Below are 22350 nucleotides of genomic sequence, written 5' to 3'. Positions count from 1 at the left end.
CCGCGGTGCGTGTTTTTCCGTGGGTTGATAATCACTCTCGAATGCGAATGTCCATGCACAAATTCAAATCCCTGCGGACTGAATGGGTCACGCTGTTGGCCAGTCTTTACCTGCTGATTGGCTTCAACGTGTTCTTGTGGCAACACTTGGAACAGGTCGTGCCTGCCGGGTTGACCGGACTCTGGTTGAGCCTGGCGTTCGCCGTGATGATGCTGTTCGCGTTCAACCTTATCCTCACTTTATTGGCATTCCGATATGTGTTGAAGCCGGTGCTGATCCTATTGTTCATGAGTGGCGCGGGTGTGGCTTATTTCATGAATCAATACGGCGTGCTGATTGATTCCGGTATGTTCCGCAATATTGCCGAAACCAATGTTGCGGAAGTTCGGGACTTATTATCATTCAAGTTCTTCGCCTATATCCTGCTGCTCGGTGTATTGCCTTCGGTGTTGCTGTGGAAGGCGCCTATCGCTTACCGCGCCTGGCACCGCGAGCTGCTGGGCAAGCTGGTGGTGAGCGCGTCCTGCGTGGTCGCGCTGGGGGCAGTGGCGTTGGTGAACTATCAAGGGCTGTCGTCGTTGTTGCGCAATCACCATGAACTGCGCCTGATGCTCACCCCCAGCAACATCGTCGGTGCATCGTTCAGTTATGTCAGCGAGCGCGTGGGCACGGCGGCCCGGCCGTTCCAGGCCTATGGCGAGGACGCCCGGCGCGACGCCGCCTGGCAACGCCACGAACGCAAGTCGTTGACGGTTCTGGTGGTGGGTGAAAGTGCGCGGGCGGAAAACTTCGGCGTGCTCGGCTATGCCCGCAACACCACGCCCAAACTGGCCCAGGAGCAAGGCCTGCTGGCATTCACCGATGTCCATTCCTGCGGCACCGAGACCGCTGTATCGGTGCCTTGCATGTTCTCCGGCATGGGTCGCAAGGACTATGACGCCCGGGTGGCCAAGAACCGCGAGGGCCTGCTCGACATTCTCCAGCGTGCCGGCCTGGCCGTGCAGTGGCGGGACAACCAGTCCGGTTGCAAGGGCACCTGCGACCGGGTGCAGTTCATCGATGTCAGCAACCTCAAGGACCCGGCGCTGTGCGGCGACGGCGAGTGCCACGACGAAATCCTCCTGCAGGGCTTGGGCGAATTGATCGACAACCTCGACAAAGACACCGTGCTGGTGCTGCACCAGATGGGTAGCCATGGCCCCGAGTACTACAAGCGCTATCCCGCTGGCGCCGAGCCGTTCACCCCGGTCTGCCGCAGCAATGCCTTGGATCAGTGCAGCCAGGACGAGATCGTCAACGCCTACGACGATACCCTGGCCTATACCGACAGCTTCCTGGCCAAGCTGATCGATACCTTGCGCGGTCACCAGGACAAGGTCGACACGGCGATGATCTACCTGTCCGACCACGGCGAGTCGCTGGGGGAGTACAACCTGTACCTGCACGGCACCCCCTACATGATGGCCCCGGAACAGCAGAAGCATGTGCCACTGTTGACCTGGTTTTCCGACAGTTACCAACAGGACTTCGGTCTGGACACCGGCTGCCTGGCTCGCCTGAGCGATGCGCCGTTGTCCCAGGACAACCTGTTCCATTCGATGCTCGGGCTGTTGCAGGTGCGCACCGAGGTCTACCAGCGTTCGTTGGACATGTTCGCCAGTTGCCGGCCATGGCTGGCGGCCGATCGCTGAGGTGTCGGGGCGGGGCATCCGCCTGCAGGGATGCCGTTTATCGAAGCAAGGGATGGCGCAGGTTTCACCCGCAGTGGCTGCGCCGTATATACTGCGCGCCAATGATAGTGGGAGAGCCTCGTGGCCATCGAAATACACTGGATCCGTGACGACCAGAGCCTGGCCGAACACTGCCGTGCCTGGCACGACCTGCCCTTCGTGGCGCTCGATACCGAATTCATGCGGGTCGATACCTTCTACCCCAAGGCCGGCCTGGTGCAGGTCGGTGACGGCCAGCGCGCCTTTCTCATCGATCCGCTGACCATCAAGGACTGGCAGCCGTTGGCCGATCTGCTGGAAGACTGCGCGGTGGTCAAGGTACTGCATGCCTGCAGCGAAGACCTCGAAGTGCTGCTGCGTCTGACCGGCAAGCTGCCGCAACCGTTGTTCGATACCCAACTGGCGGGCGGTTACCTGAACCTGGGGTTCTCCATGGGCTATTCGCGCCTGGTGCAGGAGGTACTGGGCATCGAGCTACCCAAGGGCGAAACCCGCTCCGACTGGTTGCAGCGCCCGCTGTCCAATACCCAGGTCAGCTACGCTGCCGAAGATGCCGTGCACCTGGCCGAACTGTTCACTGCCCTGCGCCCGCGCCTGTCCGATGACAAATACGCCTGGGTACTTGAGGACGGCGCCGAACTGGTCGCGGCCCTGCGCCGCGAAGTCGAGCCACAAACCCTGTACCGCGACGTCAAGCTGGCCTGGAAGCTGGCACCGCAACAGTTGGCAGTGCTGCGCGAGCTCTGCGCCTGGCGCGAACGCGAGGCACGCAGCCGCGACGTACCGCGCAACCGCATCCTCAAGGAGCACTCGTTGTGGCCCATGGCCAAGTACCAGCCGGACAACCTGTCGGCTCTGGCCAAGATCGACGAGATGCACCCGCGCACCATTCGCCAGGACGGCGAGACGCTGCTCAAGCTGATCAAGCACGCCGCCAGCCTGCCTGCCGAGCAGTGGCCGCAGGCGTTGCCTGAGCCGCTGCCGATCGAAGCCTCCGGCATCCTCAAGCGTCTGCGCGCCATCGGCCAGGCCGAAGGCGAGCGCTTGGGCATCGCCCCCGAGCTGATGCTACGCAAGAAAGCCCTGGAAGCCCTGCTCAAGAGCGGCTATCCCAATGGCCCCTACCAACTGCCCGATTCGCTGCGCGGCTGGCGCCGTGAGCGCATGGGCCAGGCCCTGCTCGATGACCTGGCAGGTGCCGGAGAGACCCGATGAAACGTATTTGCTCGATCTACAAGAGCCCCCGCAAGAACGAGATGTACCTCTACGTGCTCAAGGCCGAGTGCCTGGAGCGCGTGCCCGAAGGCTTGCTGCCGTTCTTCGGCACCCCTGTCCATGCTTTCGATCTAGTGCTCTCACCCGAACGCAAGCTGGCTCGCGAGGACATCGCCAAGGTGCTGGAGAACCTCGACACGCAGGGTTACCACCTGCAGATGCCGCCGCCGGAAGACGACTACATCGAGCACCTCCCCGAAGAGCTGCTGCGCCGTAACGATCCGGCCTGACCCGGCGGATCACCTCTTTTGTCTGGCGGCCCGCGTGTCGGGCCGTCGTCGTGTCTGCCAAGGTTGTTTTCTCGATGCGCGTTCTGATCGTCGAACAGGATCATGCCAACTACGCTCGCCTGCTGGGCGAGGCGGCACCGGACCTGGAAATCCTCACCAGCGGCGACTCCGCCGAACTGGCGCAGTTGGCGCCGCAATGTCCGGTCTGGCTTGGCCAGCCCGACCTGCTGGCGACCTTGCTGCGCCAAGGCCACAAACCCCAGTGGATGCAGTCGACCTGGGCCGGTATCACCCCGTTGCTGGCCCAAGGACTGCCTCGCGATTACCGCTTGAGCCGCGCCGTGGGCATCTTTGGCCAGGTGATGGCCGAGTACATGCTCACCTACATGCTCGGTCATGAGCGCGAGGTGCTGTCGCGTCTGGTCAGCCAGGTGGAGCGACGCTGGGACGATCGACCGGGCGTCAGCCTGGAAGGGCGCAGGGTACTGATCGTCGGTACCGGCGATATCGGCCAGCGCGTGGCGCAGTTCCTCCAGCCGTTCGGCGTCACCCTGTATGGCGTGGCCAGCAGCGCCCGCGAGCTGGCGCCGTTCGTCGAGGTGGCCGGGCTGGAGGCGTTGCCGCGTCTGGTCGGCCAGGTCGACTACGTGCTCAATCTGCTGCCCGATACCCCGGCCACCCATGACCTCTACGATGCTGCCTTGTTCAAGTGCTTCAACCCCAGCGCGTTGTTCATCAATGCCGGGCGTGGGGGGGCGGTGGTCGACGCCGATCTGGTCGAGGCACTCAAGCAGGGGCACCTGGCAGGGGCGGTGATCGACGTCTGCCGCCAGGAACCTCTGCCCCAGCGCCACCCATTCTGGACGGCCTGGGGCCTGCTGCTGACCGGGCACAGCTCGGCGCCGACTTCGCCACAGGCGATGGTGCGGTTGTTCGTCGAGAATGCGCAGGCCTTCGCGTCCGGGCAGGCGATAAGGGGGGAAGTGGACTTCGAGCGCGGTTATTGACTCGGAAGCGGGCCGCCGACGGACACTGACAAGCGGTCTGGCGTTGCCGCAGGCCAGGCTCTAGACTGGCGCCGCCGCACGCCGCGGCCTGAAGATGACGCAGGAAATACGTGTGATGAACGCTGACAGCGCGCCGTTCTGGCGGCGCAAGACCCTCGAACAACTCGACCCGCAAGAATGGGAGTCGCTGTGTGACGGCTGCGGGTTGTGCTGTTTGCAAAAGCTCGAGGACGAGGACGACAACAGCGTTTACTACACGCGCATCGCCTGCAAGCTGCTCGACCTGCAGAGTTGCCAGTGCAGCGACTATCCGAACCGTTTCGCCCAGGTGCCGGACTGCATTCAGCTCACCCCCGGCAAGGCCGACCAGTTCAAGTGGTTACCGAGCACCTGCGGCTACCGCCTGGTCAGCGAAGGCAAGGACCTGCCGGCGTGGCATCACCTGGTGTGCGGCGATCGTTCGCAAGTGCATGAGCAGCGTATTTCCCAGTCGGGGCGTATGCTCAGCGAACATGAGGTGGACGAGGACGACTGGGAAGACCACCTGATTTTCCGCGCCAGCTGATCGGCGCGGACTTCGTCTGCGCGAAACAAGGAGTTTCTGAATGCGTCGTAGCCAGCGGTTGTTGCTCCTTTGCCTGGTGGCCTGTTCGCCGGCCTGGGCCAAGAAAGTCGATCTGGACTATCAAGTGCGCCTGCTTCCGGCCAATGGGCAGGCTGAAGTCCGCCTGACCCTGTCCGAGGGCAGTGCCGTGCGCAGCCTGGACTTCGACCTGGGCAAGGCTGGGGCCTACAGCGGTTTTCTCGCCGACGGCCAGTGGCAGCAGAAGGGCGAGCGTGGGGTATGGCACCCGGCAGCGGGCAAGACCAGCCTCAGCTACCGGGTACAGCTGGACCAGCGCCTGCGCAGCGGCGCTTATTCCTCACGCATCACGCCGCACTGGGCGCTGTTCCTCGGCGACCAACTGGTGCCACCGGCACGCCTCGATCAACAGGACGGCACCGAGTTAGTAGCGCGTCTGGCTTTCGACCTGCCCGACGATTGGAACAGCATCGAAACCTCCTGGCCACGCATCGGCAAGGACAAATTCCGCGTCGACAACGTCTCGCGGCTGTTCGACCGCCCGACCGGCTGGATGCTGGCAGGCGACCTGGGCAGCCGTCGCGCGCGCCTGGGTGATACCGACGTCACCGTGGCGGCGCCGGTGGGGCAGGGGATGCGAAGGATGGATAGCCTGACCCTGCTCACCTTCGTCTGGCCGCACTTGCAGGCTGTATTCCCGCGCAATCCGCCGAAACTGCTCCTGGTTGGCGCGCGCGACGGCATGTGGCGCGGCGCAATGGCGGCGCATGGTTCCTTGTACCTGCACAGTGCAAGGCCGATGGTCAGCGAGAACGGCAGCAGCCCTCTGCTGCGGGAAGTGGTGCAATTGTTCGCGCAAATTCGCCCGCGTACTGGCAGCGACTGGCTAGGCGAAAGCCTGACCGACTATTACGCCAACGAATTGTTGCGCCGGGCAGGGGGCATCAGCGATGACCGCTATGAGGTGTGGCAGGCGCGCCTGCAGAAGCGCGCCGCCAAAGTCACCGAACTGCGTGCCGCCCAGGCGACCCCGGGCCAAGTGGCGCGGGGCATCTTGCTGTTGCAGGCGCTGGACAAGGAAATCCGTATCCATACCCAGGCCAAGCGCTCGCTGGACGATGTGGCCCAGGCCCTGATGCGCCTGCCCAGCGTCAGCACCGAGGAGTTCGTGCAGATCAGCGAAAGCGTGCTGGGGCGCCACTCCGAGGTGTTACAGAGCAAGGTGTTGCGGTAGGGCACAGGCACTGAACCATCACATACCCGGCAATGGGTCCTTGCCGGTCACCGTCACCCCTTCGGTCGCGGCCTTGGCGCTGTCCTTCAAGGCTTTGAGTTCCTCGGCACTGCGCTCGATGTCCGCTTTCAAACCGTTGTACTCCTGGCGATGGCGCTGCCACCAAGCCTTGGTCGAGCAATGTCCACTGACGCCCCGGGCCAGAGCCAGGCCGCCCACGGCGATTTGCAGCAGCCCCAGCAGGCCGCCGTGGCGCAGCCCCTTGCTGATCATCAGGGCTCCCCCGGCCAGTGAACTTGCTCGTTCCAGCCCATGGACGTTGTGGTCCCGCGAGGTTGCAGCGCTATGGATATCCAGCATGGCGAGGTCTCCGTGTGAAGTGTAAGCAGCTGACCTGCAGGGCGACGCTGGCGTTCCTTTGGCGTGCCAAATGGTACGCGGTCCCTGTTTTTTGGCGGGTGATGGACCGACACCGAAGGGTCGGCCGCTTTCGTTTACTTGAACTTTGGCCCTGAGCGGGTATTGAGACCCTTGGCCAGCCGGTCATACAGCACGACGTTCACCGTAGCCGCCAGGTTCATGCAGCCCTCGGTGGGGATGTAGATCGTCTCTTCGCACCACCCACGCACTTCTTCGCTCAACGTGCCGTCCTCTGGTCCGAAAATGTAGATGGCACGGTCGGGGTGGGTATATTCGGGCAGGGCCCGTGCGCCCTCGACCAGTTCCACGGCGACGGGCGTGCAGCCCAAGGGAATGATGCGCTGTAGATCGTCGATGCCGATCAGCGGAATGTCGTAGTGCACGCGCTTGGTGTCGGTGACGAAGTCACGCGCCCGCTCATAGCGCTTGCCGGTGTAGAACACCGAGTTGACGCCGTAGCAACCCGCCGCGCGCATCACCGAACCGACGTTCTCTGCAGACTTGGGGTTGAACAGGCCGATGCAGCTGTACCGTTTGTTTGCCACGTGCCGGGGCCCTTCACGAAAAAACCGCGATTATACGGGCTGGCCGGCGCCAGCGGGGGGCTGTGGTGACGGCTAGTCTTTCTTCATCAGGCCAGCGAGGCCGGCGAACGGGTTGTGGGTGGCCTTGGCGATGCTCGGGGTACTGGTGGAACCTTCGCTGAAGTACTGCTGGTCGGTGTAGCGCGAGTGCTCGTTGTCGTGGCAGTACAGGCACAACAGCTCCCAGTTGGAACCGTCCTGCGGGTTGTTGTCGTGGTTGTGGTCGCGATGGTGCACGGTCAGCTCGCTCAGACGTTTGCCGGAAAACTCGCGGGCGCAGCGGCCGCAGACGTGCGGGTACATTTTCAGCGCCTTGTCGCGGTAGCCCATTTCCTTGTCGCGCTTGGCGTCGGCGAGGATGCGGTCGAGGCGGGCGGTGGCGGCAGAAGTGGAGGCCGAGCTCATGGTGTTTCCTTCGTTGTATTCAGGCGATGACGGTTATGGCTTGAGTCTAGCGCGCTTGCCGGGCCGTCGGACAGGCGAAAAGGTGATTATCGGCGTAGCCTGTAGGAAGGTTACCGACAGGAGGTTGCTGATGTTTCGTGCGATCCTCGCCGCGTTGCTCGTGGCTTGCGTCTCATTTGCCCAGGCAGCGGCCACGCCACCACGGCTCACCACGCCAGTGCCGGGCGCACCCGGTACTCCGACGCCCACGCCTTACCCGCAGATCACTCCGAGCACGCCGCCCAAGGCATACGACAGCCAGCCCGGAGCGCCGCTGTTGCCGCCGATGCCGGTCCCAGGGCCGCCCAGGGACCAGCCTCTGCCTGGCTTGCACCAGGACCCGCCGAAAGCGCCGGTCCAAGACGATGACTGACGGCGTTACACCACACCCAGCTCGTTGAGTACGAAGGCATATTCCAGGGCCACGTCGCGCAGCCCCTGGTAGCGTCCGCTCATACCACCGTGCCCTGCGCCCATCTCGGTCTTGAGCAGCAACAGATTGTCGTCGGTTTTGCAGGTGCGCAGGCGTGCCACCCACTTGGCCGCTTCCCAGTACTGCACACGGCTGTCGTTGTAGCCGGCCACCACCAGCATGGCCGGGTAATCCTGGTGCTTGACGTTCTCGTATGGCGCGTAGGCTTTGATGCGCGCATGCACCTGAGGGTCCTCGGGGTTGCCCCATTCGTCGTATTCGGTGACGGTCAACGGCAGGTCGGGGTCGAGCATGGTGTTGAGCACGTCGACGAACGGCACTTCGGCGATGGCGCAGCGGAACAGCGCCGGGCGCAAGTTGAGCACCGCGCCCATCAGCAGGCCGCCGGCGCTGCCGCCGCTGATGGCCAGCCGCTCGGCGCTCGTCACGCCCTGGGCGATCAGGTGTTCGGCGCAGGCGATGAAATCGCCGAAGCTGTTGTGCTTGTGCTCCTGCTTGCCGGCGCGGTACCAGGCCTCGCCCAGTTCACCGCCGCCGCGTACATGGGCGATGGCAAAGCCCACGCCACGCTCCAACAGGCTCAGGCGGGCATGGGAGAACCACGGGTCGAGGCTTTCGCCATAAGCGCCATAGCCATAAAGATAGAGTGGCACGGCCTGGCCGACATCCTGGCGTCGGCGTACCAGGCTGATCGGCACCTGGGTGCCGTCCGCTGCGGTGGCCCAGAGGCGTTCGCTGACATAGTCGTCGGCATCGAAGGGGCCGAGTACCGGGGTTTGCTTGAGTACTGCCTGCTCTCCCGTGGCCAATGTCAGCTGACGGACCTGGGCCGGGCGATTGAGCGCTTCGTAGCGCAGGCGGATACGGTGGCTGGCGAACTCCAGGCTGTCCTGGACATACAGGCTGTAGGCCGCGTCCGGCAGCTCGACCCGGTACGCCGGCAGGCCCTCGGGACGTACTTCGATGATCGGCAGGCCGCCCTCGCGCAGGCTCAGGGTCAGGGCTTCGGCATTCAGGCTCAGACCTTCGAGCATCACATCGTCGCGGTGGGCGACCAGTACCTGCCACTGCTCGCGGGACGGCGGCTGATCAGCGGGCGCCTGGTAGAGGGCGAAATTGATACCGGCCTGGTTGCTGCGGATGAACCAGCGCCACTGGCCTTCGAGCTGACCGTGATCGGGGAAATACTCATGGCCTTCGACCCGCGGGGCCAGGCAGACGAACGCGGCTTGCGGGGTCTGGGCGTCGAGTACCCAGGCCTCGCTGGTGGTCTTGCTGTTGAGCAGCAACACCAATTGGCGTTCGGAGCTGGTCCGATAGCAATGCAGGAAGAAACGGCCGTCCGGCTCCTCGAATACGTCGTGGGCCCCGGTTTCGCCCAGGGTGTGACGACGCAGGCGCCAGGGGCGGTGGGTGTCATCCAGTTCGGCGAAGAACAGCGTCTGGCTGTCGTTGGCCCAGGTCATGCTGCCATCGCAGTCGTCGAAGGGCAGGGTGGTCAGCTTGCCGTTTTCCAAGTCCTTGACGTAGAGGGTGTAGATCTCGTCGCCGCTGGTATCCAGGCTGTAGGCCAGCAGTCGGTGGTCGGGGCTGACGTTGAAGGCACCGAGGGCGAGGAAGCCGCCGTTGGCCAGGACGTTGGGGTCGAGCAGCAACTGTTCATGACTTTCATCGACCGTGTTCGAGTCATCGGCTGGGCGCGGGCAGCGATAGTGGCGCGGGTATTCGTCGCCAGCGGTGGTGCGGGTGTAATAGAGGTAAGGCCCCCACGGGGAGGGCAACGACAGGTCGGTTTCCTTGATACGGCCCTTGATTTCCTCGAACAATTCCTCGCGCAGGGCCGCCTGGTCGGCCAGGCAGGCCTCCTGGTAGGCGTTCTCGGCCTGCAGGTATTCGAGCACCTCTGGGCTGTCGCGGCGCTGCAGCCAGGCATAAGGATCGGCGGCCTGCTCCTGGCGGGCGACGGGGGGCTGGGGCTTGGTCGGCATCGGTGATCTCGTAGGCGGGGGGGCAGGCAAACACTGCCTGCGCCCGTAAAAGTGTTTATCATAGGCCTCTCTTTGCCTGGCTTGCACGAACACCATGACCGAGAACGACTATACCCTGGCCTGGGGCCTGTACCTCGTGGCCGCCCTGGGCTGCCTGTGGGTGAGCTTCAAACTCACCGGCTGGATGTGGCGCTGGCTGCGTGAACCGCTGCGGGTGATCGTGGCGGTATTGCTGCTGACCCCGACCATCGTCGACCCGGTCAAGGAAGCCTTCGCGCCGGCCCTTGCCATCACCACGCTCGACGTTGCCTTCAAGGTCGGCAACAACGCCTGGCGTGCGGTGTCCGACTTCGCCATGTACGGCCTGATCGCCTTTGCCCTGTACCTGCTGTTCGTGCTGCTGCGCTGGCCGTTGGAGAAACGCGCCCGCGAGCGCCGTGCCAACGCCGAGGCTGCCGCAGCGCGCCGGGCGCAGGAGGATGAGCAGGTGCTGGTCGACGCCCCGCTGGCCGCCGAGCCACGCAACCGTTACCGCGACGACCCGCCCGCAGCCGCGCCTGTCGGTGGCCGGGTCGAGCCGCGGTTGTAAGCGGAGTCAGCACCATGTGCGAACTGCTGGGCATGAGCGCCAACGTCCCCACCGATATCGTCTTCAGCTTCACCGGGCTGATGCAGCGCGGCGGGCGTACCGGCCCGCACCGTGACGGCTGGGGCATCGGCTTCTACGAAGGCCGCGGCCTGCGTCTGTTCCAGGACCCGGCGGCGAGCAGCGAGTCGGAAGTCGCCAATCTGGTACAGCGTTACCCGATCAAGAGCGAGGTGGTCATCGGCCACATCCGCCAGGCCAACGTCGGTCGGGTCTGCCTGTCCAACACGCATCCGTTCGTACGCGAGATGTGGGGCCGCAACTGGTGCTTCGCGCACAACGGCCAACTGGCCGATTTCACCGCCCAGACGACCTTCTACCGGCCGGTGGGCGACACCGACAGCGAAGCGGCGTTCTGTGATCTGCTCAACCGCATCCGCGCCGCTTTCCCCGAGCCCGTCGAGGTGGAACAGCTGCTGCCGGTATTGGTCGAAGCTTGTGCGCATTACCGGAGTAAAGGCGTTTTCAACTGCCTGCTCAGCGACGGCGACTGGCTGTTCTGCTTCTGCACGAGCAAACTGGTGCACATCACCCGTCGTGCCCCGTTTGGCGCTGCGCGCTTGAAGGATGTCGACCTGATCGTCGATTTCCACACGCAAACCACCCCCAACGACGTGGTCACGGTGATCGCCACCGAGCCGCTCACCGAGAACGAGACCTGGCACCGCTACGAGCCGGGCCAGTGGGCCCTGTGGCGGCACGGGGAGTGCGTTGCCCACGGCCAGAGCTAAGGATGCTGCATGTTCAGAAGTTACCTGCGGTTGCTGCTGTTCACCTTCGGCCTGCTGGCCGGTATCCAGATCCCGGGGCTGATCACCGACTACAGCCAGCGGGTCGAGGCGCACCTGTTCGAGTCGCGCCAGGCGCTCGATGGTTTCAAGCAAACTGCCGAACGATTCTTCAAGGGCGACCTGCAGGCACTGCTGCGGCATTACCGCAGCAGTGACGACCCGGTATTCATCAGCGATGCCAACAGCATCGAGAGTCTGTTGCTGCGCAACCAGTTGTTCGAGGACGAGTGGCAGGCGTTGCAAGGTTCGTGGCTGAGCCGGACCTGGCATGTGCTGACCCAGGCCGACCCGCAATTGCGCGAAGAGACGCTCAAGGGCTACAGCTATCAGATCCTGCTGGTGCCCGAGGCGATCGGCTGGGGCATCGGTGTTGGATTCGTGCTGGCGTTCGTGGTCGAGAGCCTGCTGCTGGGGATCGGCTGGGTGATTCTCGGTGGGCGGCGGCGGGCGGTGAAAGAGAGCTGGCGCTGAGGTCGGCTGGAGTGTTGCAGTGTGGCGGATATCGAGCGCCCCCGCAAAACCCAAGACCAACCTAGAACCTTCAGTCACTTGGACAGGTAGCGCATCCCATCTTCCAACCCCTGCAGGGTCAGCGGGTACATCTTGTCTTCGATCAGATCGCGCACCAAGTGGGTCGAGGCCGTGTATTCCCAGGCCTGTTTCGGGTACGGGTTGATCCAGATGATCTTCCTGAATTTCTCCATGAAGCGCTGCATCCACACATACCCAGCCTCTTCGTTCCAGTGTTCGACACTGCCGCCGGGCTGGGTGATCTCGTAGGGCGCCATTGCCGCGTCGCCAACGAACACCACCTTGTAGTCATCCCCATACTTGTGCAGCAAGTCGAAGGTGGAAAACCGTTCTGAGGTGCGGCGCAGGTTGTTCTTCCAGACCGACTCGTAGACGAAGTTGTGGAAGTAGTAGTACTCCAGATGCTTGAACTCGGTCTTGCAGGCCGAGAACAGCTCTTCGCAGACCCGTACGTGAGCGTCCATCGAGCCGCCGATGTCGAACAGCAACAGCAGCTTGACCGTGTTGCGCCGTTCGGGACGCATCTGGATGTTCAGCAGCCCGGCGTCACGGGCGGTGTGGTCGATGGTGCCATCAATGTCCAGCTCCTCGGCGGCGCCCTCGCGGGCGAATTTGCGCAAGCGGCGCAGCGCCAGTTTGATGTTGCGGGTGCCGAGTTCGACCTGGTCGTCGAGGTTCTTGTACTCGCGCTGATCCCACACCTTGACGGCCTTGCCCTGGCGCTTGCCAGCATCGCCGACGCGGATGCCCTCAGGGTTGAAGCCGCCCGAACCGAACGGGCTGGTGCCGCCGGTGCCGATCCACTTGTTGCCGCCGGCGTGACGTTCCTTCTGCTCTTCGAGGCGCTTCTTGAATGCTTCGATGAGCTTGTCCAAACCTCCCAGGGACTGGATCTGTGCGCGTTCTTCGTCGCTCAGCGAGCGCTCGAACTCCTTGCGCAGCCAGTCTTCAGGGATCAGTGCCTCGATATGCCGGTCGAGGTTCTCCAGCCCTTTGAAGTAGGCGGCGAAGGCCCGGTCGAACTTGTCGAAATGGCGTTCGTCCTTCACCAGAATGGCGCGGGCGAGGTAGTAGAACTCGTCCATGTCGGCGAACACCACGCGCTTTTGCAGGGCATGGTGCAAGTCGAGCAGTTCGCGCACCGAAACCGGCACTTTGGCCGCACGCATTTCATTGAACAGGTTGAGCAACATGGCCCGCCTCCTGTCAGCGGTTGCCGCGCCGGCTCATGAAGGCCAGGCGCTCGAGCAGTTGCACGTCCTGCTCGTTCTTGACCAGCGCACCGGCCAACGGCGGGATGGCCTTGGTCGGGTCGCGTTCACGCAGCACGGCTTCGCCGATATTGTCGGCCATCAGCAGCTTGAGCCAGTCCACCAGTTCGGAGGTGGAGGGCTTTTTCTTCAGCCCAGGCACTTTGCGCACATCGAAGAACACGTCCAGTGCTTCGCTGACCAGCGACTCGCTGATGTTCGGGTAGTGCACATCGACGATGCGCTGCAGGGTCTCGCGGTCGGGGAAGGCGATGTAGTGGAAGAAGCAGCGGCGCAGGAAGGCGTCGGGCAGTTCCTTCTCATTGTTGGAGGTGATGATGATGATCGGACGTTGCTTGGCCTTGATGGTCTCGTCGATTTCGTAGACGTAGAACTCCATCTTGTCGAGTTCCTGCAACAGGTCGTTGGGGAACTCGATATCGGCCTTGTCGATTTCGTCGATCAGCAGGATGACTCGCTCGTCGGCCTCGAAGGCTTCCCACAGCTTGCCTTTCTTCAGGTAGTTGCGCACGTCGTGGACTTTGTCCACGCCCAGTTGCGAGTCGCGCAGGCGGCTCACCGCGTCGTACTCGTAAAGACCTTGATGGGCCTTGGTAGTGGACTTGATGTGCCAGGTGATCAGGCGGGCGCCGAAGGAAGCGGCGAGCTGCTCGGCGAGCATGGTCTTGCCGGTCCCCGGCTCGCCCTTGACCAGCAGTGGGCGTTCGAGGGTAATGGCCGCGTTGACCGCCAGTTTCAGATCGTCTGTGGCGACGTAGTCGCGGGTGCCTTCGAACTTCATGGGGGGTTCCTCTGCGGGGTGCCTGACCCGGCCCTTTCGCGGGACAAGCCCGCTCCCACAGGTCTATCACCGTTCCAGAAATCCGAGGTGAAAGCTGTGGGAGCGGGCTTGTCCCGCGAAAGGGCCAGAACAGACAACTTATTTGTTGATTTGCCCCCGACTATAACGCGGGGTTTGACGGCTGAAAACGCAGACCCGGCATTCAGACCCTGAATACCGGGTCACGCGGGTCTAATCGGTATCCGGCGCGGGCTGCTCATACCGTGCATTGAACGCCTGGATGAAGCCATTGCGCAGAATCTGCAAGAACGCCTCGAAGGCGCTGATGTCCTGATTGTGCACACTGCCACTGAGTTCGACCCGAGTGGCGAACTGGTTCTTCGGCTGGTTCTTCAGCACTGTTTCCGATGCCCCCACCAGCGCTTCCCATACCGAACGGAAGAAACCCTTGTCCTTTTCCTCGACATCCTGCTGCCAGTCGAATACGTCGACATCACGCAGCAACGGCTTGATGTAACCGGTCAGCCGGCCCTGTTCGGCCTGGGCCTCGATCACCACGTCACCATGCCCGGCGTTGAAGTCGAACTTGCCGTAGGCACTGGCGAAGTCGTTGAGTCGGCGTAGCTCGATCCCCGTGGCGCGCAGGCGGAATTCGAAATCGTCGAAGTCGCTGAACGGGTCGAAGGTAGCCCGACTCTCGACCTTGGCGTCGCCCAGCAGCAGGGCGGTCGCTTCGAAGCTGGCGTCGCGCCGCCCTTTCTCGTCGCGCACGTTGGTCAGGTTGCGGATGCTCGCTTGCAGTCGGGTGGCCTTGAGGTCGACCGGCGGTTTGGAGTTGAAGTTGCGGAAGGTCAGGGTGCCATCGTCGATACGCACTTCGTTGAGGGTAATGGGCAGCAGTTTTTCCAGCTGCTGACGCCAGTCTGTGCCCTGACCGGTCTGCGAGGCTTGCTTGTTGCCGCCGTCGACGAAGTTCAACTCGGGACGCACGAAGGTCACTTCAGCGACCACGGCCTTGTCGTACCACAGCGCGTGCCAGCTCACCGCCAGGTCGATCAATGGCGCATCGAGCAGTGGCACGGGCACCTTGCCAGTGGTCTTGACGATCTGCAGGCCATTGATCTGGTAAGCACCGCGCCACCAGGCCAGGTCGACGTCGGTGACTTGGCCGCGATACTCGCCCATGTCGGCGAGTTTGTCGTTCAGGTAATCGCGCACGAGATAAGGCAGTGCCAGGTGCAGGGCCACCAGCAGCACGATCAGGCCGGCCAGGCCGACGAGCGGCCAGCGATAGCGAGCTTTCATCGGGGGAATCTCCACAACGGGTCAAGCGGTTGACCGCCGGCCGTTCGGTGGAGTTCGAACGGTCTTCTCGGGGCTTTACGGGCTGAAGGGGCAGGCTTACCCTTGAGGTCTTTCCCCTGCTTCTTCTCATGTTCAAGGACCCTGCCATGAGCCGTATCTACGCAGACAACGCCCACTCCATCGGCAATACACCGCTGGTGCAGATCAACCGCATCGCTCCGCGTGGGGTGACCATCCTGGCCAAGATCGAGGGACGCAACCCCGGGTATTCGGTCAAATGCCGGATCGGCGCGAACATGGTCTGGGACGCCGAGAGCAGTGGCAGGCTCAAGCCGGGCATGACCATCGTCGAGCCGACCTCCGGCAACACCGGCATTGGCTTGGCCTTCGTCGCCGCCGCACGTGGCTACAAACTGATGCTGACCATGCCGGCCTCGATGAGCCTGGAACGACGCAAGGTGCTCAAGGCCCTGGGCGCCGAACTGGTATTGACCGAGCCCGCCAAGGGCATGAAGGGCGCCATCGAGAAGGCCAATGAGATCGTGGCTTCGGACCCTGCGCAGTACTTCCTGCCGGGCCAGTTCGAGAACCCGGCCAACCCGGCCATCCACGAGCAGACCACCGGCCCGGAAATCTGGAACGATACCGATGGCGCGGTCGATGTACTGGTGGCGGGCGTAGGCACCGGCGGGACCATCACCGGCGTTTCGCGCTACATCAAGCACACCCAGGGCAAGCCGATCCTGTCGGTGGCGGTGGAGCCGGTGAGCTCGCCGTTGATCACCCAGACCCTGGCCGGCCAGGAGTTGACCCCCAGCCCGCACAAGATCCAGGGGATCGGCGCAGGCTTCATCCCGAAAAACCTCGACCTGTCGATCGTCGACCAGGTGGCGACGGTGTCCGATGACGAAGCCAAGGCCATGGCCATCCGTCTGATGCAAGAGGAAGGTATCCTGTGCGGTATTTCCTGCGGGGCAGCGATGGCAGCGGCGGTGCGCCTGGCGGAAAAGCCGGAGATGCAGGGTAAGACGATCGTCGTAATCTTGCCGGATTCCGGTGAGCGTTACCTGTCGAGCATGCTCTTCAGCGATCTGTTCAGCGAGCAGGAAAACCAGCAGTAATCAGCCGTGGCGCTGATCCGGCGCAACATTCGGTGGCCGGGTTCATTGCAAAATCTTCATCAGTGAGATCCCGCCCAGGTTGTTTTTACCGGGGCGGGATGGGTTTATGATGGCCGGATGATTTTTCTGGGAGCCGGCGGCGCTGGCCTGCTTCCTTTCCAAGGAGTGTTGCATGACCTTTTCCTTCGTCGCCAAGGCGGGTGTCCTGCTGGTGTTCTTCGGCAGCGTGCTGTTCGTGCACCTGCGCGGCAAGGCCCGCCTGCCGGTGTTGCGCCAGTTCGTCAATCATTCGGCGCTGTTCGCCCCTTATAACAGCCTGATGTACCTGTTTTCCGGCGTGCCGTCCAAGCCCTACCTGGACCGTGAGCGTTTCCCCGAGCTGGATGTGCTCAAGGACAACTGGCAGGTGATCCGCGAGGAGGCCATGCGCCTGTTCGATGAGGGGTACATCCGCGCGGCGGAAAAGGACAATGACGCAGGCTTCGGCTCCTTCTTCAAGAAGGGCTGGAAGCGCTTCTACCTCAAGTGGTACGACAAACCACTGCCTTCGGCTGAGGCGCTGTGCCCGAAAACCGTCGAACTGGTCAGCGGTATTCCCAATGTAAAGGGGGCGATGTTCGCCCTATTGCCTGGCGGAAGCCACCTGAACCCCCACCGCGACCCGTTCGCAGGCTCTCTGCGTTATCACCTGGGCCTGTCCACACCGAACTCCGACGCCTGCCGCATCTACGTCGATGGCCAGCCGTATGCCTGGCGCGATGGCGAAGACGTGATGTTCGACGAAACCTTCGTGCACTGGGTGAAGAACGAAACCGACGTGACCCGGGTGATCCTGTTCTGCGACATCGAGCGCCCGCTGAGCAGTCCGTTGATGACCCGAATCAACCGCAAGGTCAGTGCTTTCCTCGGTCGTGCCACCGCGCCGCAAAACACCGATGACGAGCGTGTGGGCGGGATCAACCAGGCCTATGCCTGGAGCAAGCGCTTCAGCAACAAGATCAGCACCCGTGTGAAGCAGTTCAAACGTGCCAACCCGAAGGCCTACCGCATTCTGCGGCCGGTGCTGGCGGTGGTGGTGGCGTTCCTGTTGTATCGCTGGTTGTTCTGATTGCAGGACCGGCCTCTTCGCGGGACAAGCCCGCTCCCACAGGTGCCCCACATCTCTCAGGTACTGTGGGGCACCTGTGGGAGCGGGCTTGTCCCGCGAAGAGGCCCGGTCAAGCAACACAAAAGCTGGCTATTGCCCAACCGCTGATGCACCGCTATATTCCAAACCAACTCCCTCTGCAAAGTCCTCCATCATGCCCGCCACCCCTGCCACCACAAGCTTTGCCTTCGCGCCAGTCGCGGGCATGGTCGTGCGCGGCAGCCCGCAGCCGGTCATGATCAGTCACTACCCACCACCTGTCAGTGGCGTCGTAGGCGGCGTAGCTCCGCCTCCTTGCGTGGTCGTGTTGGGCTGATCGGCTTCACGCCGCAACCCTTCACCTACGCAACCTACTGAACGCGGTCGGCACCTTCCTCCGCTGAAGCTCGCGCCCGCCGTTTGGCTCATTCGCCTATTATCAGGTGGCAATACATGTCTGTCTTCAATAAAGCTTCGGTGGCCTCGGCGGCCACTACCATCCTGTTCGTCCTGCTGTGGAGCAGTGGGGCGATCGTCTCCAAACTCGGCCTGGCCCTGGCCAGCCCCTTCGCCTTCCTGCTGCTGCGTTCGGCGCTGGCATTGACCGGCCTGCTGCTGATCGGACCGTTGCTCGGCCTACGCTGGCCGCGCAGCCGGGGCGCGGTACTGCGGGCCCTGGGCACGGGTTGCGTGCTGCTCGGCGCGTATCAGATCTTCTACCTGCTGGCGCTCAACACTCAAGTCACCCCTGGGGTGATGGCGACCGTGATGGGCGTGCAACCGATCCTCACCGTGGTGCTGATGGAGCGTCAGCGCTCCTGGAGCCGCCTTTTCGGGCTGGGCCTGGGCCTGTGCGGGTTGGTGATGGTGGTCTACCAGGGCATCAACCTGGGCGGCGTATCGCTGCTTGGCATGTTGTTCGCGCTGCTGGCGCTGGCCAGCATGACCTTTGGCTCGATCCTGCAGAAACGCATCACCGACAATCCCATGGGGACCTTGCCGCTGCAGTACCTGGCAGGGTTCGCCATGTGCGCGCTGTTCGCTCCACTGCAGCCCTTGCATGTCCAATGGAGCGCCGGCTTCGTCGCGGCGCTGCTGTGGATGGGACTGGTGGTCTCGCTGCTGGCGACCCTGTTGCTCTATCGGCTGATCGCCCGGGGCAACCTGGTCAACGTCACCAGCCTGTTCTACCTGGTTCCGGCGGTGACCGCGGTGATGGACCTGCTGATCTTCGGCAACCGTCTGGCACCGCTCAGCCTGCTGGGCATGGGCCTGATCGTGGTCGGCTTGCTGTTCGTGTTCCGCAAGCCCGCGGCGCGTCTGGCCCAGGCTTGAGACCTTAGCGGAACTCTTCGGGGATGGCGTGGCGCAACACGCCTTCCTCGAAGTCCAGGGTGCCGGCGTCGCGCTGGGTCAGCAGGTAGTAGAGCAGGGTGTCGAGGGCGCGTGACGGCGGGACCTCGACGGCGAGCATCCTCACTGCAGGTTCTGCCTGGCACCGGCAGCCGAATTCTTCGACAGCCGCACGCACCTGGTCGAGAGTGCCTGGGATCTTGATCAGGATTCGGAACACCGATGCTCCGCCACTGCAGCGCAGGCTTTCGAACCACAACTGTTCACCTTCCTCGACCACCACGATGGTATCACCAGGGGCGATACCGTAGGCGTAGAGCGGGATACCGTCGACCTCATAGCCGGCTTCGGAGCGCTTGACCCACAGGCCTTCGATCGAGGCGGGAGGGTAGCCCTGGGCGTCTTGTTGCAGGCGCCAGAGGACGATCTTGTGGTCGCAGGGCATGTTCGCGGTTCAGTTGTGAGGGGCGGGCTATCGTAGTTGGCTTTGGCGAGGTTGTCTGTAGCGGCCCCATTGATGAAAGGTAAGCTAGTAATGGTGATTGGCGGTCGCTCAACGCCGCGTTGGACGCAATACCAGCCATAGCGCCGCTCCGATCAGCACGCCGCCATACAGGTGCGCCATCGACAACGGCTCATCCAGCAACCAGGCGCCCCACAGCACGCCGAATACCGGGATCAGGAAGGTCACGGTGCTGGCTTTCACCGGCCCGACTTCATCGAGCAAGCGGAAGTAGAGGATGTAGGCCAGCGCCGTGCACAGCAACCCCAGCCCCAGCAGCGACAACCAGACCTGCCAGCCGCCCCAGCTCGAAGGTGGTTGCGTGATCGCGCTCCAGGCGAACAGGGGCGTGGTCATCAGTGTTGCGCCGAGCATGCTGCCCAGCGCTGCCAGGCGACTGTCCAGGCCGTTGATCCAGCGCCGGGCGAGAAACCCGGCAAAGCCGTAGCAGGTGGTGGCAGCCAGACAGGCCAGGGCGCCTTTGATCAAGGCGGCGTCCAGCGCCACGGGGCCAGCGCCGCTGAGGATGGCGACACCGAGCAGACCGAGGAAGATGCCTGCCAGCTTGGGCAAGGTCATCGGCTCACGGAAGCACAGCGCGCCGATCAGCACGCCCATCAGCGGCGTCGTGGCATTGAAGATCGCCGAATAGCCGGCCGGCAGGACTTGGGCTGCCACTGAATAGAAGGTGGCCGGAATGCCCGAGTTGATCATGCCCAATACCAGGCAGGCCCCGAGTTTGCCGTTGAATGTCCAGCGCACGCGGCCGATGGCAAGCAACGCGATCAGCCCCAGGCAGGCGATCGAGACCCGGAAGAAGGCCGTTGGCACGGTGCCCAGTTCTGGGGCGATGATGCGCATGAACAGGAAGCTCGCCCCCCACACGGCAGCAAGTGTCAGCAGGCGGGCTAGGGCGATGGGGCTCACGGCGGTCTCCAGGAACAAGGCAGGGCGGGGAGTTTACGTGACGTGGGCGGTGGGTTCTTGTGCTTTCTTGCGCTGCGCATCAGTCACGGGCTATCGCCGCTCGCCACTATCTGGAATGTCTAAGCTGAATATTCCCAACCCTGGCACCGAGGCACCCCGCATGCCCCCTACCTGGCCCGCCGCCGAGATCGCCCGAGTGATCCTGGTCGGCTTCGACGACTACCGCGAACATTTCCGGCGCATCACCCTCGGCGCCCAGGCTCGTTTCGAGCAGGCGCGTTGGCAGGACATCCAGCAGGCCGCCGCTGCCCGCATCAATCTCTATGAAGAGAAAGTGGTCGAGATCAATGGCGGACTGCGTCAGGCGTTCGCTGACGACGTATTGCTCGACGTCGCGCAGTGGCCGCTGGTCAAGCATGCCTATATCCAGTTGATCGACCCGCGCCTGGACGATGAGCTGGCGGAAACCTGGTACAACTCGCTGTTCTGCAGCTTGTTCAGCCATGACCTGATCAGCGATGGCTGCATGTTCATCCACACCACCCGGCCTTCCCTGCGAGCTCACCAGCGCGCTGCGCAGACCCGCACTTATCGGCCCGAGGCCGGGCTGCATGCGCTGCTGCGGGCGATTTTCACCGAGCATGTGTTCCAGGTGCCCTACGCCAACCTGGAGGCGGACCTGAGCCGGCTCGAGGGGCAGTTGCGCGACAGCCTGCCGGATTGGGTGTGCAAGGACCCGGCCTTGGCGGTGGAGCTGTTTTCCTCGGTGTTGTACCGCAACAAGGGCGCCTACCTGGTCGGTCGCCTGCACACCTTGGATGAACAATGGCCGTTGGTGATTCCGCTGTTGCATCGCGAAGGTCACGGCATCGAGGTCGATGCGCTGATCACCGACGAGGCCGAGGTGTCGATCATCTTCTCCTTCACCCGCTCTTACTTCATGGTCGATGTGCCGGTGCCTGGCGAGTTCGTCAACTTCCTCAAGCGCATCTTGCCGGGTAAGCATGTCGCCGAGCTGTACACCTCGATCGGCTTCTACAAGCATGGCAAGTCGGAGTTCTACCGCGCCTTGATCAACCACCTGGCCAGCACCGACGACCGCTTCGTCATGGCCCCTGGGGTGCGCGGGATGGTGATGAGCGTGTTCACCTTGCCGGGCTTCAATACCGTGTTCAAAGTGATCAAAGATCGCTTTTCCCCCTCCAAGACCGTGGACCGTGCCACGGTCATCGCCAAGTACCGTCTGGTGAAGGGGGTCGACCGGGTCGGGCGCATGGCCGACACCCAGGAGTTCGCCGACTTTCGCTTTCCGCTTGCCAAGTTCGAGCCCGAATGCCTGACCGAGTTGCTGCAGGTGGCGCCGTCGACCGTGGTCCTCGAAGGCGATACGGTGCTGATCCGTCATTGCTGGACCGAGCGGCGCATGACTCCGCTCAACCTGTATCTGGAGCATGCCAGCGAGGCCCAGGTGCTGGAGGCTCTGGAAGACTATGGTCTGGCCATCAAGCAATTGGCCGCGGCCAATATCTTTCCCGGAGATATGCTGCTGAAGAACTTCGGCGTCACCCGTCATGGTCGGGTGGTGTTCTATGACTACGACGAGATCAGTTTCCTGACCGAGGTGAACTTCCGCCACATCCCGCCGCCGCGTTATCCGGAGGATGAGATGTCGGGCGAGCCCTGGTACTCGATCGGGCCGCACGATGTGTTTCCCGAGGAGTTTCCGCCGTTTCTGTTCGCTGACATGGGCCAGCGTCGGTTGTTCAGCCGGTTGCATGGGGAGCTGTATGACGCTGACTACTGGAAGGGGTTGCAGGCGGCGATTCGTGAGGGGAGGGTGATCGATGTGTTTCCGTATCGGCGCAGGGGGCGGTGATTGAGGTTGACTGTGCCGGCCTCTTCGCGGGTAAACCCGCTCCCACAGGTTTACCACAGCTATCGAGCGCTGTGGCGATCCTGTGGGAGCGGGCTTGCCCGCGAAGAGGCCGGTCCGGGACTGTCAGTTTTTTTGTGTTCGGGCCGGTAATGGCCTGCCGCCAGGCAGGCCCTGATTTTCACCAGGTTGGCC

Annotated in this window: 24 protein-coding genes; 14 read left to right on the top strand and 10 right to left on the bottom strand. The window is 63.1% G+C overall.

Features of this window, described 5'->3' with window-relative positions; translation table 11 throughout:
• Nucleotides 1–53: 53 nt before the first annotated feature.
• The 6 genes from KY379_RS22145 (at nt 54) to KY379_RS22120 (ending at nt 6059) form a co-directional block, all read left to right on the top strand.
• Nucleotides 54–1691 (top strand): phosphoethanolamine transferase, encoded by a 1638-nt coding sequence (locus tag KY379_RS22145; protein ID WP_133328402.1) that lies wholly within the window; start codon nt 54–56, stop codon nt 1689–1691.
• Between the two features lie 120 nt (nt 1692–1811).
• Nucleotides 1812–2945 carry a ribonuclease D gene (rnd, locus tag KY379_RS22140; protein ID WP_261241442.1) on the top strand — a complete coding sequence of 378 codons (1134 nt, stop codon included), beginning with the start codon at nt 1812–1814 and terminating at the stop codon, nt 2943–2945.
• Nucleotides 2942–3235 carry a YcgL domain-containing protein gene (locus KY379_RS22135; RefSeq protein ID WP_261241441.1) on the top strand — a complete coding sequence of 98 codons (294 nt, stop codon included), beginning with the start codon at nt 2942–2944 and terminating at the stop codon, nt 3233–3235. Before rnd ends, KY379_RS22135 begins: the two co-directional genes overlap by 4 nt.
• 74 nt (nt 3236–3309) lie before the next feature.
• The gene (locus KY379_RS22130) at nt 3310–4242 is read left to right on the top strand and encodes a D-2-hydroxyacid dehydrogenase (protein WP_261241440.1); all 933 of its coding nucleotides are present in this window, start codon (nt 3310–3312) and stop codon (nt 4240–4242) included.
• Nucleotides 4243–4357: 115 nt separating this feature from the next.
• Nucleotides 4358–4807 carry a YcgN family cysteine cluster protein gene (locus tag KY379_RS22125; protein WP_133328003.1) on the top strand — a complete coding sequence of 150 codons (450 nt, stop codon included), beginning with the start codon at nt 4358–4360 and terminating at the stop codon, nt 4805–4807.
• Nucleotides 4808–4847: 40 nt separating this feature from the next.
• The gene (locus KY379_RS22120; protein WP_261241439.1) at nt 4848–6059 is read left to right on the top strand and encodes a hypothetical protein; all 1212 of its coding nucleotides are present in this window, start codon (nt 4848–4850) and stop codon (nt 6057–6059) included.
• 18 nt (nt 6060–6077) lie between these two features.
• On the opposite strand, the gene KY379_RS22115 is transcribed toward KY379_RS22120, so the two are convergent.
• From KY379_RS22115 to KY379_RS22105, 3 genes are all read right to left on the bottom strand, one after another.
• Nucleotides 6078–6419: a YgaP-like transmembrane domain gene (locus tag KY379_RS22115; RefSeq protein ID WP_133328008.1), complete on the bottom strand. Its 342-nt coding sequence runs from the start codon at nt 6417–6419 to the stop codon at nt 6078–6080.
• 134 nt (nt 6420–6553) lie between these two features.
• Complete coding sequence (locus tag KY379_RS22110; RefSeq protein WP_133328010.1) at nt 6554–7024, bottom strand: RNA methyltransferase; 471 nt, start codon at nt 7022–7024, stop codon at nt 6554–6556.
• A gap of 72 nt (nt 7025–7096) precedes the next feature.
• Nucleotides 7097–7468, bottom strand: a complete 372-nt coding sequence (locus KY379_RS22105; RefSeq protein WP_133328012.1) for a YajD family HNH nuclease — start codon at nt 7466–7468, stop codon at nt 7097–7099.
• A gap of 130 nt (nt 7469–7598) precedes the next feature.
• Here KY379_RS22105 and KY379_RS22100 point away from each other — a divergent pair, with 130 nt between their 5' ends.
• Nucleotides 7599–7880: a hypothetical protein gene (locus tag KY379_RS22100; protein ID WP_133328014.1), complete on the top strand. Its 282-nt coding sequence runs from the start codon at nt 7599–7601 to the stop codon at nt 7878–7880.
• A gap of 5 nt (nt 7881–7885) precedes the next feature.
• Here KY379_RS22100 and KY379_RS22095 read toward each other — a convergent pair whose 3' ends face one another.
• Nucleotides 7886–9928 carry a S9 family peptidase gene (locus tag KY379_RS22095; protein ID WP_261241438.1) on the bottom strand — a complete coding sequence of 681 codons (2043 nt, stop codon included), beginning with the start codon at nt 9926–9928 and terminating at the stop codon, nt 7886–7888.
• A 94-nt stretch (nt 9929–10022) separates the two neighbouring features.
• Here KY379_RS22095 and KY379_RS22090 point away from each other — a divergent pair, with 94 nt between their 5' ends.
• From KY379_RS22090 to KY379_RS22080, 3 genes are read left to right on the top strand one after another with little or no spacing between them, the layout of a single operon-like run.
• Nucleotides 10023–10517, top strand: a complete 495-nt coding sequence (locus tag KY379_RS22090) for an MFS transporter (protein ID WP_133328018.1) — start codon at nt 10023–10025, stop codon at nt 10515–10517.
• Nucleotides 10518–10531: 14 nt separating this feature from the next.
• Nucleotides 10532–11305: a class II glutamine amidotransferase gene (locus KY379_RS22085; protein ID WP_133328020.1), complete on the top strand. Its 774-nt coding sequence runs from the start codon at nt 10532–10534 to the stop codon at nt 11303–11305.
• A gap of 9 nt (nt 11306–11314) precedes the next feature.
• Nucleotides 11315–11836: a DUF2937 family protein gene (locus KY379_RS22080; protein WP_133328022.1), complete on the top strand. Its 522-nt coding sequence runs from the start codon at nt 11315–11317 to the stop codon at nt 11834–11836.
• Between the two features lie 74 nt (nt 11837–11910).
• On the opposite strand, the gene KY379_RS22075 is transcribed toward KY379_RS22080, so the two are convergent.
• The 3 genes from KY379_RS22075 to KY379_RS22065 form a co-directional block, all read right to left on the bottom strand.
• A complete protein-coding gene (locus tag KY379_RS22075; protein ID WP_196174000.1) occupies nt 11911–13089 on the bottom strand; it encodes a vWA domain-containing protein in 1179 nt (392 codons plus the stop codon).
• A 13-nt stretch (nt 13090–13102) separates the two neighbouring features.
• On the bottom strand, nt 13103–13948 hold the full coding sequence (locus KY379_RS22070) for an AAA family ATPase (protein WP_133328026.1): 846 nt from the start codon (nt 13946–13948) through the stop codon (nt 13103–13105).
• Nucleotides 13949–14179: 231 nt separating this feature from the next.
• Nucleotides 14180–15253 carry a DUF748 domain-containing protein gene (locus KY379_RS22065; protein ID WP_133328028.1) on the bottom strand — a complete coding sequence of 358 codons (1074 nt, stop codon included), beginning with the start codon at nt 15251–15253 and terminating at the stop codon, nt 14180–14182.
• Between the two features lie 146 nt (nt 15254–15399).
• Here KY379_RS22065 and cysK point away from each other — a divergent pair, with 146 nt between their 5' ends.
• On the top strand, nt 15400–16374 hold the full coding sequence (gene cysK, locus KY379_RS22060; RefSeq protein ID WP_133328030.1) for a cysteine synthase A: 975 nt from the start codon (nt 15400–15402) through the stop codon (nt 16372–16374).
• A gap of 42 nt (nt 16375–16416) precedes the next feature.
• On the opposite strand, the gene KY379_RS22055 is transcribed toward cysK, so the two are convergent.
• Nucleotides 16417–16548, bottom strand: a complete 132-nt coding sequence (locus KY379_RS22055; RefSeq protein ID WP_261241437.1) for a hypothetical protein — start codon at nt 16546–16548, stop codon at nt 16417–16419.
• On the opposite strand from KY379_RS22055, the gene KY379_RS22050 reads away from it, so the two are divergent.
• Both KY379_RS22050 and KY379_RS22045 read left to right on the top strand, forming a co-directional pair.
• Complete coding sequence (locus KY379_RS22050) at nt 16547–17482, top strand: aspartyl/asparaginyl beta-hydroxylase domain-containing protein (RefSeq protein ID WP_133328032.1); 936 nt, start codon at nt 16547–16549, stop codon at nt 17480–17482. The two genes, KY379_RS22055 and KY379_RS22050, sit on opposite strands and share 2 nt — an antisense overlap.
• Nucleotides 17483–17953: 471 nt before the next feature.
• On the top strand, nt 17954–18835 hold the full coding sequence (locus tag KY379_RS22045) for a DMT family transporter (protein WP_261241436.1): 882 nt from the start codon (nt 17954–17956) through the stop codon (nt 18833–18835).
• Nucleotides 18836–18839: 4 nt separating this feature from the next.
• Here the strand turns inward: KY379_RS22045 and KY379_RS22040 are convergent, their stop codons facing one another.
• A complete protein-coding gene (locus KY379_RS22040; RefSeq protein ID WP_261241435.1) occupies nt 18840–19298 on the bottom strand; it encodes a DUF4265 domain-containing protein in 459 nt (152 codons plus the stop codon).
• A gap of 108 nt (nt 19299–19406) precedes the next feature.
• On the bottom strand, nt 19407–20282 hold the full coding sequence (locus tag KY379_RS22035; RefSeq protein WP_133328068.1) for a DMT family transporter: 876 nt from the start codon (nt 20280–20282) through the stop codon (nt 19407–19409).
• A 160-nt stretch (nt 20283–20442) separates the two neighbouring features.
• Here KY379_RS22035 and aceK point away from each other — a divergent pair, with 160 nt between their 5' ends.
• Entirely contained in the window at nt 20443–22158 is a 1716-nt protein-coding gene (gene aceK / locus KY379_RS22030; RefSeq protein WP_261241434.1) for a bifunctional isocitrate dehydrogenase kinase/phosphatase, read from the top strand.
• Nucleotides 22159–22350: the final 192 nt, after the last annotated feature.

The sequence above is a fragment of the Pseudomonas sp. HD6422 genome (assembly GCF_025377065.1).
GTDB lineage: Bacteria > Pseudomonadota > Gammaproteobacteria > Pseudomonadales > Pseudomonadaceae > Aquipseudomonas > Aquipseudomonas putida_U.
The sequence above is the reverse complement of the archived record's forward strand: the minus strand, read 5'-3'. Positions and strand labels throughout refer to the sequence as shown.